General features: G+C 67.5%; 16 protein-coding genes. 10 read left to right on the top strand and 6 right to left on the bottom strand.

The window, feature by feature from the left end; genetic code table 11:
- The first annotated feature begins 99 nt into the window (after window positions 1–99).
- On the top strand, window positions 100–663 hold the full coding sequence (locus CHU93_RS03130; protein WP_243375151.1) for a class I SAM-dependent methyltransferase: 564 nt from the start codon (window positions 100–102) through the stop codon (window positions 661–663).
- Here CHU93_RS03130 and CHU93_RS03125 read toward each other — a convergent pair.
- Window positions 653–1,462, bottom strand: coding sequence for an MlaA family lipoprotein (locus CHU93_RS03125; RefSeq protein WP_165768579.1), 810 nt, complete (start codon window positions 1,460–1,462; stop codon window positions 653–655). The genes CHU93_RS03130 and CHU93_RS03125 overlap by 11 nt on opposite strands.
- 77 nt (window positions 1,463–1,539) lie before the next feature.
- Between CHU93_RS03125 and CHU93_RS03120 the strand changes: the two genes are divergently transcribed.
- The 6 genes from CHU93_RS03120 to CHU93_RS17860 all read left to right on the top strand — a co-directional run bounded on the left by CHU93_RS03120 (window position 1,540) and on the right by CHU93_RS17860 (window position 8,428).
- On the top strand, window positions 1,540–2,481 hold the full coding sequence (locus tag CHU93_RS03120; RefSeq protein ID WP_094472720.1) for an ArsR/SmtB family transcription factor: 942 nt from the start codon (window positions 1,540–1,542) through the stop codon (window positions 2,479–2,481).
- Window positions 2,475–3,401 carry a methylenetetrahydrofolate reductase [NAD(P)H] gene (gene metF, locus CHU93_RS03115; RefSeq protein WP_243375148.1) on the top strand — a complete coding sequence of 309 codons (927 nt, stop codon included), beginning with the start codon at window positions 2,475–2,477 and terminating at the stop codon, window positions 3,399–3,401. The genes CHU93_RS03120 and metF overlap by 7 nt, the downstream gene beginning before the upstream one ends.
- The gene (locus CHU93_RS03110) at window positions 3,398–4,447 is read left to right on the top strand and encodes a homocysteine S-methyltransferase family protein (protein ID WP_094472719.1); all 1,050 of its coding nucleotides are present in this window, start codon (window positions 3,398–3,400) and stop codon (window positions 4,445–4,447) included. Before metF ends, CHU93_RS03110 begins: the two co-directional genes overlap by 4 nt.
- A complete protein-coding gene (gene metH / locus CHU93_RS03105) occupies window positions 4,444–7,053 on the top strand; it encodes a methionine synthase (protein ID WP_094472718.1) in 2,610 nt (869 codons plus the stop codon). Before CHU93_RS03110 ends, metH begins: the two co-directional genes overlap by 4 nt.
- 43 nt (window positions 7,054–7,096) lie before the next feature.
- On the top strand, window positions 7,097–7,813 hold the full coding sequence (locus CHU93_RS03100; RefSeq protein WP_133064298.1) for a hypothetical protein: 717 nt from the start codon (window positions 7,097–7,099) through the stop codon (window positions 7,811–7,813).
- 72 nt (window positions 7,814–7,885) lie between these two features.
- The gene (locus CHU93_RS17860; protein ID WP_094472716.1) at window positions 7,886–8,428 is read left to right on the top strand and encodes a PEPxxWA-CTERM sorting domain-containing protein; all 543 of its coding nucleotides are present in this window, start codon (window positions 7,886–7,888) and stop codon (window positions 8,426–8,428) included.
- 71 nt (window positions 8,429–8,499) lie between these two features.
- On the opposite strand, the gene CHU93_RS03090 is transcribed toward CHU93_RS17860, so the two are convergent.
- Together CHU93_RS03090 and yghU are read right to left on the bottom strand one after the other, a co-directional pair.
- Entirely contained in the window at window positions 8,500–8,922 is a 423-nt protein-coding gene (locus CHU93_RS03090; RefSeq protein ID WP_094472715.1) for a PaaI family thioesterase, read from the bottom strand.
- Window positions 8,919–9,785: a glutathione-dependent disulfide-bond oxidoreductase gene (gene yghU, locus CHU93_RS03085; protein WP_094472726.1), complete on the bottom strand. Its 867-nt coding sequence runs from the start codon at window positions 9,783–9,785 to the stop codon at window positions 8,919–8,921. The genes CHU93_RS03090 and yghU overlap by 4 nt, the downstream gene beginning before the upstream one ends.
- A 105-nt stretch (window positions 9,786–9,890) precedes the next feature.
- Here yghU and CHU93_RS03080 point away from each other — a divergent pair, with 105 nt between their 5' ends.
- A complete protein-coding gene (locus CHU93_RS03080) occupies window positions 9,891–10,205 on the top strand; it encodes a GNAT family N-acetyltransferase (RefSeq protein ID WP_094472714.1) in 315 nt (104 codons plus the stop codon).
- Between the two features lie 3 nt (window positions 10,206–10,208).
- Here the strand turns inward: CHU93_RS03080 and CHU93_RS03075 are convergent, their stop codons facing one another.
- Both CHU93_RS03075 and CHU93_RS03070 read right to left on the bottom strand, forming a co-directional pair.
- Window positions 10,209–11,426: an RNA polymerase sigma factor gene (locus CHU93_RS03075; protein WP_094472713.1), complete on the bottom strand. Its 1,218-nt coding sequence runs from the start codon at window positions 11,424–11,426 to the stop codon at window positions 10,209–10,211.
- A gap of 17 nt (window positions 11,427–11,443) precedes the next feature.
- Entirely contained in the window at window positions 11,444–11,797 is a 354-nt protein-coding gene (locus CHU93_RS03070; protein ID WP_094472712.1) for a YciI family protein, read from the bottom strand.
- 183 nt (window positions 11,798–11,980) lie between these two features.
- Between CHU93_RS03070 and CHU93_RS03065 the strand changes: the two genes are divergently transcribed.
- Together CHU93_RS03065 and CHU93_RS03060 are read left to right on the top strand one after the other, a co-directional pair.
- Window positions 11,981–13,435, top strand: coding sequence for a DUF4139 domain-containing protein (locus CHU93_RS03065; RefSeq protein WP_243375145.1), 1,455 nt, complete (start codon window positions 11,981–11,983; stop codon window positions 13,433–13,435).
- Window positions 13,436–15,064 carry a DUF4139 domain-containing protein gene (locus tag CHU93_RS03060; RefSeq protein WP_094472710.1) on the top strand — a complete coding sequence of 543 codons (1,629 nt, stop codon included), beginning with the start codon at window positions 13,436–13,438 and terminating at the stop codon, window positions 15,062–15,064.
- On the opposite strand, the gene CHU93_RS03055 is transcribed toward CHU93_RS03060, so the two are convergent.
- The gene (locus tag CHU93_RS03055) at window positions 15,058–15,834 is read right to left on the bottom strand and encodes an MmyB family transcriptional regulator (RefSeq protein ID WP_094472709.1); all 777 of its coding nucleotides are present in this window, start codon (window positions 15,832–15,834) and stop codon (window positions 15,058–15,060) included. The two genes, CHU93_RS03060 and CHU93_RS03055, sit on opposite strands and share 7 nt — an antisense overlap.
- Window positions 15,835–15,883: the final 49 nt, after the last annotated feature.

Below are 15,883 nucleotides of genomic sequence, written 5' to 3'. Positions count from 1 at the left end.
TCGCCAACCCGAAATCACCCGGCCGGTGAATAATCCGGGCTTTATTCCGAAACCATCTTCCCCTGGTTGCTCGACAAGGCATTGGGCCATCCCAACATCATGCGGCGGCGGCAGGCGCTGGTGGGGCAGGCGGCGGGTGACGTGCTGGAGATCGGCTTTGGATCAGGGGCAACCCTGCCATTCTATGACCCGGCGAAGGTGACCAGCCTGACGGTGGTGGAGCCATCCGAAGGCATGAACCGGCGGGCGGCGGCGCACCTTGCGTCCGCACCGGTGCCGATCAAGTCCGTGCCCGGTGCCGGTGAGCGATTGAATTTTGCCGATGCCCGTTTCGACACGGTGGTGTGCTGCCTCACCCTGTGCAGCGTGCAGGACGTGGGCCAGGTGCTGGCCGAGGTGAAGCGGGTGCTGAAGCCGGGCGGGGCGTTTCTGTTCATGGAGCATGTGCTGTCGGACGATCCGGAGCGGCAGCGCTGGCAGCAGCGGCTGAACCCGGTGCAGCGGGTGGTGGGCGTGGGCTGCAACCTCAACCGTGCGTCAGCCGAGATGGTGAAGGCGGCGGGGTTCCGGCTGGACCCGATGCCGGTTCAGGAGGAGGAGCGGGCGTTTGGCGCGCTGAAGACACTCACGCCGCTGGTGATGGGCTGCGCCATCAACGCTTAGGCTGACCGGCAGCAGCGGGCGGCAGGGCTGGTGCGGGCGGCGGAGGTGGCGCGTCGTCGGCCGGATCGGCAAAGGGATCGGCTTCGGCCGGCAGATTGCCATCGAACAATTGCAGCCGCCGCCGCTGCAGATAGGCGGAGCGGGCGAGGGCATAATCATCCAGGCTGTCGGCCAGCAGCTTGTCGGCGCCGGTTTCGATCAGCGTGTTGCGGAAATTGATGATGCGCCCGGCCGACATGGCGATGCGCACATCCCAGCCGGGCCGCAGCCAGGCATTGCGGGTGAAATCGGCGGGATCGACGAAGACATCCACCGGCGTCATCAGGCCATCGCGCAGGGTGGAGGGGCCGAACAGCGGCAGCACCAGGTAGGGGCCGGATTTGACGCCCCAGCGCGCCAGCGTCTGGCCGAAATCCTCCGGCTCCTTTGGGCGGCCAAGATCGGTGGCCACTTCGGCGACGCCGCCGACGCCCAGCGTGGTGTTGAGGATGAAGCGATCAACCGTGCGGAAGGCCTGGGCGATCTTGCCCTGCAAAAGACTGTTGGCGAAATTGGCCGGCTCGCCATAATTGCCATAGGCGTTGGCAACGGCGGTGCGTGCCGGCTTGGGCACGACGGCGCGATAACCGGTGGCGATGGGTTTCACCACCCAGCGGTCCAGCCGTTTGTTGAAGGCGAAGACCCGGCGATTGGATTTTTCCCAGGGGTCGGCCTCTGCCCGCGACAGATCGGTGCTGCCGGTGGTGGCGCAACCGGCGAGCAGGAGCAGCAGCAACGCGGGGGCGGCGATGCGGATCATGGCTCCTGCTTGGCATGGGCTTGACCGGGCGGCAACCGGCTTGACGGATATAAAGATAACTTTATATGCCATGGGCCATGGACATGCTCCTCGCCATTTTTCGTGCCCTGGGGGATCCCAGCCGGCTGCGCATCCTGATGCTGGTGCGCGGGCTGGATCTGGCGGTGGGGGAGATTGCCCGCGTGCTGCAGCAGAGCCAGCCACGCGTTTCCCGCCATTTGCGCATCCTGGCCGAAGCCGGGCTGGTGGAGCGGGTGAAGGAAGGCGCCTGGGTGTTCGTGCGCCTGGGGCCAGCGGCGGTGACGGCGCCGGTGCTGACGGCGGTGGATGCGCTGGCCGGCGCCGATGTGGCGGCGAGCGACCGCGAACGGCTGGCAGTGGTGCGGGCCGAACGCCGCGCTGCGGTGGAGGCCTGGTTCAACGATCATGCCGATGGCTGGGAGCAGGAGCGTTCGCTGTTCAGCCGGGAAGCCGGTGTGGAGGCGGCGATTGTTGCGGCGCTGGGCGGCGCTGCGGCGCGGCTGGGCGATCTGGTGGATGTGGGCACCGGCACCGGGCGGATGATCGAGTTGCTGGGCGGGCAGGCGGCGAGTGCGCTGGGGCTGGACCGCAGCCCGGAAATGCTGCGCATTGCCCGCAGCCGGCTGGAGGCGGCCGGGCTGGCCCAGGCCCGGGTGCAGGCCGGAGACATGTATGCGCTGCCGCTGGGCGATGCCGCAGCCGATACGATCGTGCTGCACCAGGTGCTGCATTTTGCCGATGATCCCGCCGCCGTGCTGGCCGAAGCCGCGCGGGTGCTGCGCCCCGGTGGCCGCTTGCTGGTGGTGGATCTGATGCCGCACGACCGCGAGGCGCTGCGCGACGAGCGCCGGCATGTGCGCCTGGGCTTTGCCGACGAGGCGGTGCTGGGCTGGCTGGCGGCGGCGGGCTGTGACGCTGCGGTGGCGCAGCGGCTGCCGGCCGATGTGGCGGGACAATTGGGGGTGACCCTGTGGCTGGGAACCAGATTGCCATGTTGACCTTGAACCAGATGCAGGAAGCGGCGCGCGCCATTGGTGGCCCGCTCTATGCCGATCTGCCGGGCGACCTGGCGGTGAGCTTTGAATTTTTCCCGCCCAAGACACCGGCCATGCAGGACAGCCTGTGGCAGGCGGTGGAAACCCTGGTGCCGCTGGGCCCGCGCTTCTTCTCGGTCACCTATGGCGCCGGCGGTTCAACGCGGGAGCGCACCCATGCCACCGTGGCGCGGATCGTGGCCGAAACGCCCACCCCGGCCGCCGCGCATCTGACCTGCGTGAACGCCACCGCGGCCGAGCTGGACGCGATTGCCGATGATTATTGGGCGGCCGGCGTGCGCCATATCGTGGCGCTGCGCGGTGACCCGCCGGGCGGGCAGGCGCGCTTTGAACCGGTGCCGGGCGGCCATGCCAGCGCCGCCGATCTGGTGAAGGCGTTGAAGCGCCGGCATGATTTCGAGGTTTCGGTGAGCTGTTACCCGGAGGTGCACCCGGAAGCGGCGAGCCCGGCGGCCGATCTGGAGGCGCTGAAGGCCAAGATCGATGCCGGGGCGAGCCGGGCGATCAGCCAGTTCTTCTTCGAGCCTGACACCTATTTCCGCTTCCGCGACGCCGTGGCGGCGGCGGGCCTCAAGGTGGAGCTGGTGCCGGGCATCCTGCCGGTGAGCAATTTTGCCAATCTGCAGAAAATGGCTGCCAGTTGCGGCACCCATCTGCCCGACTGGATGGGCCGGCTGTTTGCCGGGCTGGACGACAAGCCGGCCGCGCGCCAGCTGGTGGCTGCCACCGTGTCCGCCGAAATGGCCCGCCGGCTGTATGCGGGCGGCGTGCGGCATTTCCATTTCTACACGCTCAATCGCGCCGAATTGTCCTACGCCATCTGCCATCTGCTGGGCGTGCGACCGGTGCTGGAGGCCCAATGACCAATCCTGCCGAAACCCTGCGCGCGGCCGCTGCCAGCCGCATATTGGTGAAGGATGGCCCCTATGGCACTGCCATCCAGGCCCTGGGGCTGACCGCGGCCGATTATGCCGGTGGCATCGCGAGCAACCATGATCAGAAGGGCAACAACGACCTGTTGAACCTGACCCAGCCGCAAGCGATTGCCGGCATCTGCGATGCCTATATCGCGGCGGGCGCCGATCTTCTGGCCACCAACACGTTCAACGCCAACCGCATCAGCCAGGCCGATTATGGCATGGAAGACAAGGTGCGCGAGATCAACCTGGCCGCCGCCCGCGTGATCCGGGAACGGGTGGACGCAGCGACCGCGCTGGATGGCCGGCCACGCTGGGTGGCGGGCAGCCTGGGGCCGACAAACAAGACGCTCTCCCTCAGCCCCCGCGTGTCTGATCCGGGTTATCGCGAGGTCACGTTCGATGGTGTGAAGGACGTGTATCGCGAGCAGATCGAGGCGCTGCTCGATGGCGGGGTGGACTTCATCCTGATCGAGACCGTGTTCGACACGCTGAACGCCAAGGCCGCCGCCTTTGCCGCTGCCGAGGCTGGCGATGCCCGTGGCCGCGATGTGCCGGTGATGCTGTCGATGACGCTGACCGACCTTTCCGGCCGCAACCTGTCGGGGCAGACGGTGGAGGCCTTCTGGCACTCGATCCGCCATGTGAAGCCGGTGGCGGTGGGGCTGAATTGCTCGTTCGGCGCCACCGAACTGCGCAGCCATGTGCAGGCGCTGGCGCGCGTGGCCGACACGCTGATCATGACCTATCCCAACGCCGGCCTGCCCAATGATCTGGGCGCCTATGACGAGCAGCCGGAGACCACGGCGGGCTTCATCCGCGGCTGGGCCGAGGAAGGCCTGGTGAACATCGTGGGCGGATGCTGCGGCAACACGCCGGCGCATATCGCCGCCATGGCGCGCCAGGTGGCCGGGTTGCCGGCGCGGGCGGTGCCGGCAGCAGCGCCGGCGTTGCGGCTTTCGGGCCTCGAGGCACACAGGTTTGCCGCATGACCACCGCCAGTTTCATCAATATCGGGGAACGCACCAACGTCACCGGTTCGGCGGCGTTCAAGAAGCTGATCCTGAACGGCGATTACACCGCTGCCGTGGAGGTCGCGCGCCAACAGGTGGAAAATGGCGCCCAGATCATCGATGTGAACATGGATGAAGGCCTGCTCGACAGCGAGGCCGCCATGGTCACCTTCCTCAACCTGATCGCCGCCGAGCCGGACATCGCCCGCGTGCCGGTGATGGTCGACAGCTCGAAATGGAGCGTGATCGAGGCGGGCCTCAAGTGCCTCGCCGGCAAGGGGATCGTCAATTCGATCAGCATGAAGGAAGGTGAGGCGCCGTTCCTGGAGCAGGCGCGGCTGTGCCTGCGCTATGGCGCGGCGGTGGTGGTGATGGCCTTTGACGAGGTGGGCCAGGCCGACACGGCAGCGCGCAAGGTGGAAATCTGCGAGCGGGCCTACCGGCTGCTCACCGGCATCGGCTTCCCGCCGGAAGACATCATCTTTGATCCCAACATCTTCGCGGTGGCGACGGGGATCGAGGAGCACAACAATTACGGCGTCGATTTCATCGAGGCCACGCGGGAGATCAGGCGGCGTTGCCCGCACGCGCATGTGAGCGGCGGGGTGTCGAACCTGTCGTTCAGTTTCCGCGGCAATGAACCGGTGCGCCGGGCCATGCATTCGGTGTTCCTCTTTCACGCCATTGCCGCCGGCATGGACATGGGCATCGTCAACGCCGGGCAGCTTGATGTCTATGACGCCATTGACCCGGAGCTTCGCGACCTCGTCGAGGACGTCGTCCTCAACCGCCGGCCCGATGCCACCGACCGGCTGCTGGCCGCCGCCGACAGGTTCAAGGGCGGCCCTGCCAAGGCGGCTGACCCGGCCGCCGAGGAGTGGCGCGGCTGGCCGGTGGAAAAGCGGCTGGAACATGCGCTGGTCAAGGGCATCGACGCCTTTGTCGAGGCTGACACGGAAGAAGCGCGCCTCACCGTCGCGCGGCCCATCGAGGTGATCGAAGGCCCGTTGATGGCCGGCATGAACGTGGTGGGGGACCTGTTCGGCGCCGGCAAGATGTTCCTGCCGCAGGTGGTGAAATCGGCCCGCGTGATGAAGAAGGCGGTGGCCGTGCTGCTGCCTTATATCGAGGCGGAAAAACAGGTCGGCAGTTCGACCAAGGGCCGCATCATCATGGCGACCGTGAAGGGCGATGTGCACGATATCGGCAAGAACATCGTGGGCGTCGTGCTCCAGTGCAACAATTTCGAGGTGATTGACCTGGGCGTGATGGTGCCGGCGCAGACCATCCTGGATGCCGCGGTGAAGCATCAGGCCGACATGATCGGGCTGTCGGGCCTGATCACCCCCAGCCTCGACGAAATGGTGCATGTCGCCAGCGAGATGCAGCGCATTGGGATGACCATGCCGCTGCTGATCGGCGGGGCGACCACCAGCCGGGTGCACACCGCGCTCCGCATCGCGCCGGCCTATGCCGGCCCGGTCGTGCATGTGCTGGATGCCAGCCGTGCCGTGGGGGTGGCGGGGACGCTGGTTTCGGACACGCTGAAGGATGATTTTGTCACCGAAACCGCGGCCGAATATGAGAATATCCGCGCGGCGCGGGCCGGTTCGGGCCAATCGGCGCTGGTGCCGCTGGATGCGGCGCGCGCCAATGGCTTTGTGCCCGATTTCGCCGCGCATCCGCCGGTGCAGCCCAGGTTCACCGGCACGATGACCATCGATGATGTGACGGTGGACACGCTGATCCCCTATATCGACTGGACGCCGTTTTTCCGCGCCTGGGAACTGCACGGCAATTATCCGGCGATCCTGACCGACGCGGTGGTGGGGGCCAGCGCCAGCAGCCTGTTTGCCGATGCCCAGGCCATGCTGGCCCGCATCGCCGCGGAAAACTGGCTGCGGCCCAAGGGCGTCGTGGCGATCTGGCCGGTGCGGCGGGATGGCGATGATGTCGTGCTGTTTGGCGATGAACGCCGCAGCGCCGAAATTGCCCGCCTGCCGTTCCTGCGCCAGCAGATCGCCAAGCGGGAGGGCCGGGCCAACATGTGCCTGGCTGATTTCATCCACCCTGAGGCCGACTGGCTGGGCGGCTTTGCCGTGCAGGCCGGCGACGGCATTGATGAACAGCTCGCCCGCTTCAAGGCGGCCCATGATGATTACAACGACATCTTGCTGAAGGCGCTGGCCGACCGGCTGGCCGAGGCTTTTGCCGAATATCTGCACGAGCGGGTGCGCCGCGAAATCTGGGGGCATGAGCTGGGCAACCGGATGTCGAACGAGGATCTGATCCGCGAGCGTTACACCGGCATCCGCCCGGCGCCCGGCTATCCGGCTTGTCCGGAACACAGTCTGAAGCGGCGGCTGTTCGATCTGATGCAGGTGGAGACCCGTGCCGGCATCACCCTGACCGACAGTTTCGCCATGCTGCCGACGGCGGCGGTTTCCGGCTTTTATTTCGCCCATCCGCAAAGCGCCTATTTCGGCGTGGCCCGCGTGGGCGAGGACCAGCTGGCGGATTATGCCCGCCGGCTGGGCGTGAGCCGCGAACGGGCGGTGCAGCTGCTGCGGCCAAATCTGGACTAGGCAGCGGGCGGGGGGCAACGTAACGGGAGCGGCCGAACCCCCCGTGACTGCTGCCGCCGCCTCCTTCCTTGCCCCCACCGGCCTGTGGCCGGAACGGCGGCGCGTGCCGGTGCTGGCGGCGGTCATCGCGCTGCATGTGCTGTTGCTGCTGCTGTTGCTGTGGCTGGCGCCGCCGCAGCCCAAGGGCAAGCCGGGATCAGGATCGATGGTGGCGGTGAACATCGCCGCGCCGATGCCGCAGCGCGCCCGGCCGCAGGTGCAGCCCAAACCCCGCGTCACCCCACCGCGCGCCGCACCCCAGCCCGAGGTGATCGTGCAGGTGCCCGACGCGCCGCCGGCCAAATGGAGCTTTGGCGATCCGGCGCTGCGCGGCTTTGACCTGCGCAAGCTGGAACGGGCCGAGCCCCAGGCCGCCCAACTGGCCGGTGCCAATCTGCCCAACACGCCGGTGGTGGGTGTGGCGCCGGATGGATCAAAACTCTATGCCGCCGAATGGCAGCGCGAACCCACCGATGCCGAATTGGCCTTTTACATCAAGGGCAAGGGCCGCCCCGGCGCCTATGGCCTGATCGCCTGCCGCACCGCGCCGCGGTTCAAGGTGGAAGATTGCAAGGCCATCGGCGAGACCCCGGGCACTGGCCTTGGCTATGCCGTGCAGGAAGCCGCCTGGCAGTTCCGGGTGAAGCCGCCACGGGTGGACGGCGAGTATCTGGTGGGCACCTGGGTGAGCATAAGGATCGATATTCGGCCAGGGGAATGAGGATATTGACCGGCACCGACAGTTTGCTAAACAAGGCTTCGGCCTGTATCGGGCCTTGGCAAGGGGGCATAAATGATCCGGAATTTGTTTGCTGCAGCACTTCTTGCTGGCAGCGCAACGATGGCGAACGCGGCGAGTTGGAATTTTACCTATGTCACTGGCGTCGGCGTGCTCAGCGGCCAGTTGACGGGTACCCTGCAGGGTGACAACAACACTATCCTGATTTCTTCAGTTGATGCCGCCGCCTTCAACGCCGTTCCAGGCCCTTCCTTGCCATATGTCTATTCTTTGACCGGTTTTTCTTTGGGAAATCTCGGTGCGGCGCCGTTCACTTCGATTGATGGGTCCGTGCAGGACTTCCTTGCCTGCCTGCAATCGAATTGCGATGCAGAAGGGTTTTATTTCGACACGTCCCAGATTTTTGGACGTCCCGATTATACGGGCGGAATCAGTTTTGGGCAGATTTCTTCGCTGTACAATCAGAGCAACTGGAGCATCGTTCCGGCCACGACGGGCGCGGTACCGGAGCCGTCAAGCTGGGCGATGTTGATCGCCGGCTTTGGTCTGGTAGGTGCGGTGGCGCGCCGCCGGCAGACGGTGGCCCGCGCTGCCTGAGTCCATCCGCGATTGCAGATTGGCGGCACCGGCCAGCCCATGGCCGGTGCCGCTTTTGCGTCTATACGGCGTCACACCATCGTTGCCCGCACCTTGGCGGCATCGATCAGGGTGATCGTGCTGGAGGCCTTGGCCAGCACCTTGCCCTCGGGCGTCGTCAGCCGGCCTTCGGCGAAGATGGTGCGGCCGCCGGCCTTTTCGATCCAGGCTTCGGCCAGCACACGGCCGGGATTGGCCGGCGCGAAGAAGCTGACCTTGAGCTCAAGGCTGATCGGCACCCGGTCAAAGCCGTGCTGCGCCATCACGGCGTGGGCCATGGCGGCATCGATCCAGCCGGACACGAAACCGCCCTGCGCCACGCCGCCCGAATGGCACATGGCGGGCAACACTTCATATTCGATCACCGCGTGGCCGGGATCGAAACGGACGATGCGGCGCTGGGCCAGGCTGTCGGGCAGAGAGCCCGGCGGGCCGGTGTCGGGCGGCTGGTTCATGCAGGTTTCCCGATCTTGTCTTGTGTTTTCGTGTCGAAATCGCTGGCGTCGTGGCGTTCGTGCAACTGGCTCGAAGGCTCCCCGAACACGCGGTTGACCATGCGGCCGCGCTTCACCGCCGGGCGCTCGCCAATCGCCCGCGTCCAGCGGATCACATTGGTGTAGCCCGACACCTCGAGGAACTCGCCAGCCTCATAGAGCAGACCCAGGCTGAGCGCGCCATACCAGGGCCAGATTGCCATGTCGGCAATGCTGTATTCGGGCCCGGCCATATATTCGTGGGTGGCCAGATGCCGGTCGAGCACGTCCAGCTGCCGCTTCACCTCCATGGCATAGCGGTTGATCGGATATTCCTGCTTGGTGGGGGCATAGGCATAGAAATGGCCGAAGCCGCCGCCGAGGATCGGAGCCGAACCCATCTGCCAGAACAGCCAGCACAGCGCCTCGGTGCGGGCGTGATGGTCCGTCGGCAGGAAGGCGCCGAATTTCTCAGCGAGATAGAGCAGCATGGCGCTGCTTTCGAACAGGCGGGTGGGCGGGTCGGTCGAGCGGTCGACCATGGCCGGGATCTTGCTGTTGGGGTTCACGTCGACAAAGCCGGAGCCGAACTGGTCGCCGGTGCCGATGTTGATCAGCCAGGCATCATATTCTGCGCCGGCATGGCCCAGCGCCAGCAGCTCTTCCAGCATGACCGTCACCTTGACGCCATTGGGCGTGCCGAGGCTGTAGAGCTGGAAGGGATGCTTGCCGACCGGCAGCGCCTTGTCGTGGGTGGGGCCGGCGATGGGGCGGTTGATGTTGGCAAAGCGGCCGCCAAAGCCCTTGTCCCACGTCCACACCTTGGGGGGGATATAATCGCTCATGCGCTGATCTCCTTTGCTGGCTGTTGTGGGCCGGGCGCGGCGGCTTGCCAAGCCATCAGCATGGGGAGAAAATCTTGGGGCGAGGCAAGATGGAGTGGGACGGCGATGGCAGACATCAGCATAGCCAAGGAAGACGGGCCGCGCCGTGGCCGCTATGTGGCGCGGGTGGCCGGCATTGATGCCGAGGCCGAACTGGTCTTCACCCACCGTGGCCCCGGCCTGATCAGCGCCGATCACACCGGCGCGCCGGATGCCCTGCGCGGCACCGGGGCGGCGAAGGCGCTGGTCGACGCGCTGATTGCGGACGCGCGGGCGACGCCGTTCCGCATCATTCCGATCTGCCCCTATGTGCGGGCGCTATATGCGAAAAATCCCGACTGGCAGGATGTGATGACCCTGGCACCGGGCGAGGCGCCCTGACTTTCAACCGGCGTGGCGGCCGAGCAGGAAGGCGCGCTCGGCCGGATCCTGGGACAGGCCGGCGGCGCGCACCGCAGCGTCGCGGGCGGCGGCGCCATCGCCCAGGGCCGCCAGCGCATCGGCGCGCGCCGCCCACCAGGGCTGGTGATCGCGGCACCGTTCGGCAAGTGCATCAAGCGCGGCCAGCGCGGCCGCGGCGGCGCCAGCGGCGGTGAGGGCGGCGGCGCGGGCGATGGCCGCCCCGATGCTGGGCGCGATGGCCAGCAAGCGGTCATAAAGCCCGATCAGCGGCAGCGACAGATCGGCGCCGGTGAAACGTTGCTGATGGTGCAGCGACTGGATGGCGGCTTCGAGCTGGAAGCGCCCGGGTTGGCCCATGGCGGCGGCGCGGCGCAGCGCGGCCTCGCCCTCACGCACCAGATCGCGATCCCAGCGCCGCACATCCTGCCGGTCGAGCGGGACATAGGCCCCGTGCGCATCGCGGCGGGCCGGGCGCCGCGCCTCGCACAGGGCGATGAGGGCGAGGAGGCCGGCGGCTTCGGCATCATCGGGGGCGAGGCCGGTGACCAGCCGGGCGAGGAACAGGGCTTCGGCGGCGAGATCATTGCCGGTGGGCGCGGCATCGCCCCAGCCGGCGCCATAGGCGGCATAGATGGCGGTGCGGATGGCGGCGAGGCGGGCCGGGCGCTGTTCCGGCGGCGGCACGGCAAAGGCGATGCCGGCATCGCGGATGCGGGCCTTGGCCCTGACCAGCGCCTGGCCCATGGCAGCCGGAGAGACGAGGAAGGCTGCAGCGATGCGGGCGGCATCGAGGCCCAGCACCACCTGCAGCATCAGCGGCGCCTGGATGCGTGGCGTGATCGCCGGGTGGGTACAGACGAACAGCAGCTTCAGCCGTTCATCGGGCAGATCGGGGGCCGGCGTGTCGGCGCGTTCATCATCCAGCAGGGCCAGCGCCGGTTCGGCCGCCAGCGCGGTGGCGGCGCGGGCGCGGCGATGGCCGAGTTCGCGGCGGGCCACGGTGAGCAGCCAGGCATCGGGGTTGGCCGGCACGCCATCATCGGGCCAGCGCGCCAGCGCCCGGGCCAGCGCGGTGGCCAGCGCATCTTCGGCTGCCGCAAGATCGCGGCTGTCGCGGGCGAGCAGGGCGACCAGCCGGCCATAGGCGGTGCGCGCCGCCGCTTCGGCCGCACGATGGGCAGCGGAAGCGGCGGGCGTCATGGTCAAGGGCCGGGGTGTCAGGCCGCCGGCGGCGGCAGGGTGGGGCGCACCTCCACCGAACCGGCGCCGGCGCAGGGCGCACGGGCGGCCCAGGCCAGGGCGGCATCGAGATCGGCCACCTCGATCACCACAAAGCCGCCCAGCTTTTCGCGGGTGTCGGCAAAGGGGCCATCTTCCACCTGCCATTCGCCACCGGCGATGCGCAGGGTGGTGGCGGTGGTGGGCGGCAGCAGGCCGGCACCGCCGCGCATGATGCCGGCGGCACCCATGGCGCCCATATAGGCATCCCAGGCGCCCCAATAGGCGCTGGTATCGTTGTCGCGCCGGGCCAGCTCGGCGGCGGTTTCATGATAGATGAGGGCATATTGCATCGGTCGTGCTCCATCGGTGAACGCGGACCATGATGGCCGGTTCGCCCTGATGAGCCGCGAGCATCGCCCAAACAGACAGGCGGCAACAGATTTTTTTGGCGCGGTCGCTTGTGCCGGGCTGCTGATGTGGCATCCTGCCAAAAAATACAGGGGGGATGGACGATGCGGCAATCATGGGCGGCGATGGCGTTGGCACTGTGGCCGGCAGGGGTGGCGGCCCAGCCAGTATCGGGGCAGCCAGTATCGGGGCAGGGCGATGTGCGCATCACCGTCTATGCCGATCAGGCGCTGGTGGAGGATCGCCGCAGCCTCAATCTGCCGGCCGGGATCAGCCGGCAGGAATTCCCCGACGTGTCGGCCACCATCCGGCCCGAGACGGTGACGCTGGGCGGCACCGGCATCGAGGTGGTGGAGCAGAATTTCGATTATGACCTGCTGTCGCCCGACAGCCTGATGCGGAAAGCCGAAGGGCAGAGCATCACCCTGGTGCGCACCAACCAGGCCACCGGCGCCGAAACGAAGGACAGCGCAAAGGTGCTGGCGGTGAATGGCGGTGTGGTGCTGGAAACCGGCGGGCATGTGGAAATCTTGCGCGATGATGGCCTGCCGGTCCGGGTGATCTTTGATCGCATTCCGCCCAATCTGCGCGCCCGGCCCACCTTGTCGGTCACGCTGGACGCCGCCAGGGCCGGGGTGCAGCCGGTGACCTTGAGCTACCTGACCAGCGGGTTGGCGTGGAAGGCGGATTATGTCGGCCTGTTTGACGAGGCCAGGGGCCAGATGGACCTGCAGGGCTGGGTGACATTGACCAACAGCACCGGCACCGAATTTCGCGATGCGCAGCTGACGCTGGCAGCGGGTGACCTGATGAAGCTGCAGCAGCCGCGCCGGCGCAATGCCAACCAATATGGCGCGTCGCGCCCCGGCGATGGCGAGAGCAATGAGCAGGCGGTGGGTGATCTTTATCTTTATCCCCTTGCCGCGCGCACCACCGTGGCCAGCAACCAGAAGAAGCAGGTGAGCTTCCTTGATGCTGCCGGCGTGGCGGCGAAGCGGCTCTATCGCTTTGATTGTGACTGGCTGTGCGAGGCGGACGAAGCCCAGGCGGTGACCAGCATCCTCTATTTCGGCACCGGTTCGAAGGGCGGGCTTGGCCGCGCGCTGCCGGCCGGGATCGTGCGGGTCTATATGCGCGACGCCGGTGGCAAGACCCGCTTTGTCGGCGAGAACCGCATCGAGCACACCACGGCCGGATCGGATGTGGAACTGCCCACCGCGCTGGCCTTTGACGTGAAGCTGCGGCCGGTGGTGGTGAAGCGCGAACGCATCACCGCCCAGGACTGGGAGAATGCCGCCCAATATCGCATCGTCGAGAATGGCGCGGTGCAGACGGTGACGGTGCAGCGCCAGCGCGAATTCTATCGCACCCAGATGAAGTTCATCGTCACCAACGCCCGGCCACAAGCGGTGACGGTGGAACTGCGCCAGACCGGCCTGCAGGGCTGGCGCGAGGCGACCCGCATCACCGCGGAAAGCATAAAGGGCAGCCAGGATCGCAGCGACGTGCGCGAATGGCAGGTGCCGGTGCCGGCGCGCGGCACGGCCGAACTGAACGTCACCTATCTCACCGCCTTCTAGATGCTGGCCGCGATCGCCCTGGCGCTGGCACCGATCGTGGTGTCGGCGGCGCCGCAGGAGACGGCCATCACCTTCTATCGCGATCCCGAGCGGGCCGCCGGGGCGGTGATGGACATGGACCCGAACAGCGAGGAGCCGCTGAACGGCTTTGCCCTGCTGGAAGAGGTGCGCGAGGTGACCGTGCCGGCCGGCCGGGTGACGTTGCGGCTGGAAGGGGTGGCGGGCAGCATCGTGCCGCAGAGCGCGCTGCTGTATGACATCACGGCGGGAGAGAAGAATTTCGATGCCCGGCTGTTGTCTCAGCGCGGGCTGATCGATGGCTTTGCCGGCCAGCGGGTGACGGTCCGCCGGGCCGATCCGGTGACGGGCAAGCCGGTGGAGGACGCCGGCACCATCCTGTCGGGCGCCGATGCGCTGGTGCTGAAGACGGCGCGCGGCGTGGAGGCGGTGCAGTGTGAGGGCAGCCTCAACACATTGCTGTTCCCCGGCCGGCCAGTGGACCTGACGGCGAAGCCGACTTTGTCGGTGGAGTTGCCGGCGAGCAACACGGGCGGCGCGCTGCGGCTGCGCCTGGTGTATCTGGCGGGCAATTTTGACTGGCAGGCCGATTATGTCGGCACCTTCTCGGCCGATGGCCGCCGCCTCGCGCTGTCCTCCTGGCTCACGCTGGGCAGCCGTGATCGCACCCGCTTTGAACGGGCGCAGGTGAGTGCCATTGCCGGCATGATCAAGCGCGCCGCGCCCACCGATGCGGAGGAAGAGGCGGCCGAGCGGGAGCGCGAGGCCGATCCCTATGCGCCGGACAATATTGCCGTGTCGGCCGGCTGCTGGCCGCTGGGCCGCACCGCCGCGGCGCGCGGGCATGCGCCGCTGTTCACGCCACGGCCCTATGGCACGGTGGAGGCGCCGATTGCGGTGCGGATGGGCGGTGGCTGGGGCGGCTGGGGCGCCGCCAGCGAATGCGGCGAAGACGAGGACGGCGAGAGCAGCTGCGACGACATCGTGGTGACCGGCATGCGCCGCGCCGATCAGAGCGATGTTGGCGATGCCAAGCTCTACACGCTGCAGCATCGCAGCGACATTGGCGCGCGCAGCATCAAGCAGGTGCGCTTCCTGGATGACCGGGTGCTGAAAGGCGAATTTCTGCACCACGCCGTCTATCGCGGCGACTATGTCGATGATGCGAAATATAGTTACCGACTGGTCAACGACAAGGCGAGCGGGCTGGGCGAACCGCTGCCGCGCGGCCGCATCGCGCTGTTTCAGGACACGCCGCTGGGCCGCCACCCGATCGGCGAAGTGCCGGTGAAGGAAAAGGCGGTGGGCGAACGGCTGGATATCGATCTGCCCGATGCCGGCGGCGATGACGTGGATTTTGATGCGGACGAGGATGACGGGCCGGACGGATCGAACTGGAGCCGCGTGACGCTGACCGTCCGCAACGATGGCGACCGGCCGATCACCGCCGAAGTGGAATTTGCCGACACCGCCGAACACACGCTCGGCCGCTTTTCCCGCCGGCTCGAACAGCGCGATGGCCGGCCGGTTTGGCGGGTGGTGGTGCCGCCGGAAAAGGAACGCACGATCCGCTTCCGCCGCACCGAACTGCCGGAGCGGGCGGATTATTGAGCCGCGAGGTCGCGCAGTTGGCGGCGCGTGCACTCGTCGGCCGGGAACAATGCTTCCACCTCGATCCCGGCAGTGAGGGCCTGATCGGCACCCAGAAAACCTGCGGTGGCGGCGATGAAGGCCCAGCGGGCCCCGGCGAGGCGATAGGTTTCCGCAATGACACCCAGATCGCTGGCGCGCGGCAGGCTGGTGCCATGGCGCTGCACGATGGGATAGTGGCGAACGCGGGCCAGGGTGGCGGCAGCAGCAGGCTGGCTGGCGGCGGCGCGTTGCAGGCGGCGGATCAGCGCTGGCACCAACTGGTCGGGTGCGGTCATGGCATTGGCAAGGCCATCGGGGTGCAGCACCAGGTCATGGATATTGCCCGCCACGGCCGGCGGGATCGGCGGGGCCTGGCGCAGCAGCCGTTCGAACGTCGGGTTGCGCGCCAGGATGGCGCCGCCGGCATCCAGCACATAGGCCGGCACATCGGCCCACGCCTCCAGCATCTGGGCGGTGATGGCGCGCAGCCGGGCCAGCGCCGGGGCCTGCCATTCCAACCCGGTTGCGGGCGGGGCGAGGCCGGCCGCAGCGACCAGTTCGGCCGCTTCGGCGGTGGACAGGGCCAACGCCGCGACCAGTTTCGGCAAGGCACGCGCGCCAGGCCGGGCCTGGCCGGTTTCCAGGAAGCAGATGTGGCGTTGCGACAGGCCCGCCATACCGGCCAGCGCCTGTTGCGACAGCCGCCGCTGCCGCCGCAGCCGTTGCAGGGCAAAGTCCGGCGCATCCATGGCATGACCTCAAGGTAATCGATCCGGTAACCTCAAACTGGCAAGCAAG

This window comes from Sandarakinorhabdus cyanobacteriorum, assembly GCF_002251755.1.
GTDB lineage: Bacteria > Pseudomonadota > Alphaproteobacteria > Sphingomonadales > Sphingomonadaceae > Sandarakinorhabdus > Sandarakinorhabdus cyanobacteriorum.
This window is presented reverse-complemented; position numbering and strand designations above follow the sequence as displayed.

Bases quoted from the DNA above. Each gene is read 5' to 3' on its own strand.
- CHU93_RS03060 (WP_094472710.1), top strand. From the start codon at position 13,436: ATGCTGGCCGCGATCGCCCTGGCGCTGGCACCGATCGTGGTGTCGGCG.
- metH (WP_094472718.1), top strand. From the start codon at position 4,444: ATGACCACCGCCAGTTTCATCAATATCGGGGAACGCACCAACGTCACC.
- metF (WP_243375148.1), top strand. From the start codon at position 2,475: ATGTTGACCTTGAACCAGATGCAGGAAGCGGCGCGCGCCATTGGTGGC.
- CHU93_RS17860 (WP_094472716.1), top strand. From the start codon at position 7,886: ATGATCCGGAATTTGTTTGCTGCAGCACTTCTTGCTGGCAGCGCAACG.
- CHU93_RS03065 (WP_243375145.1), top strand. From the start codon at position 11,981: ATGGCGTTGGCACTGTGGCCGGCAGGGGTGGCGGCCCAGCCAGTATCG.
- CHU93_RS03120 (WP_094472720.1), top strand. From the start codon at position 1,540: ATGGACATGCTCCTCGCCATTTTTCGTGCCCTGGGGGATCCCAGCCGG.
- CHU93_RS03125 (WP_165768579.1), bottom strand. From the start codon at position 1,462: ATGATCCGCATCGCCGCCCCCGCGTTGCTGCTGCTCCTGCTCGCCGGT.
- CHU93_RS03055 (WP_094472709.1), bottom strand. From the start codon at position 15,834: ATGGATGCGCCGGACTTTGCCCTGCAACGGCTGCGGCGGCAGCGGCGG.
- CHU93_RS03080 (WP_094472714.1), top strand. From the start codon at position 9,891: ATGGCAGACATCAGCATAGCCAAGGAAGACGGGCCGCGCCGTGGCCGC.
- yghU (WP_094472726.1), bottom strand. From the start codon at position 9,785: ATGAGCGATTATATCCCCCCCAAGGTGTGGACGTGGGACAAGGGCTTT.
- CHU93_RS03130 (WP_243375151.1), top strand. From the start codon at position 100: ATGCGGCGGCGGCAGGCGCTGGTGGGGCAGGCGGCGGGTGACGTGCTG.
- CHU93_RS03070 (WP_094472712.1), bottom strand. From the start codon at position 11,797: ATGCAATATGCCCTCATCTATCATGAAACCGCCGCCGAGCTGGCCCGG.
- CHU93_RS03075 (WP_094472713.1), bottom strand. From the start codon at position 11,426: ATGACGCCCGCCGCTTCCGCTGCCCATCGTGCGGCCGAAGCGGCGGCG.
- CHU93_RS03110 (WP_094472719.1), top strand. From the start codon at position 3,398: ATGACCAATCCTGCCGAAACCCTGCGCGCGGCCGCTGCCAGCCGCATA.
- CHU93_RS03090 (WP_094472715.1), bottom strand. From the start codon at position 8,922: ATGAACCAGCCGCCCGACACCGGCCCGCCGGGCTCTCTGCCCGACAGC.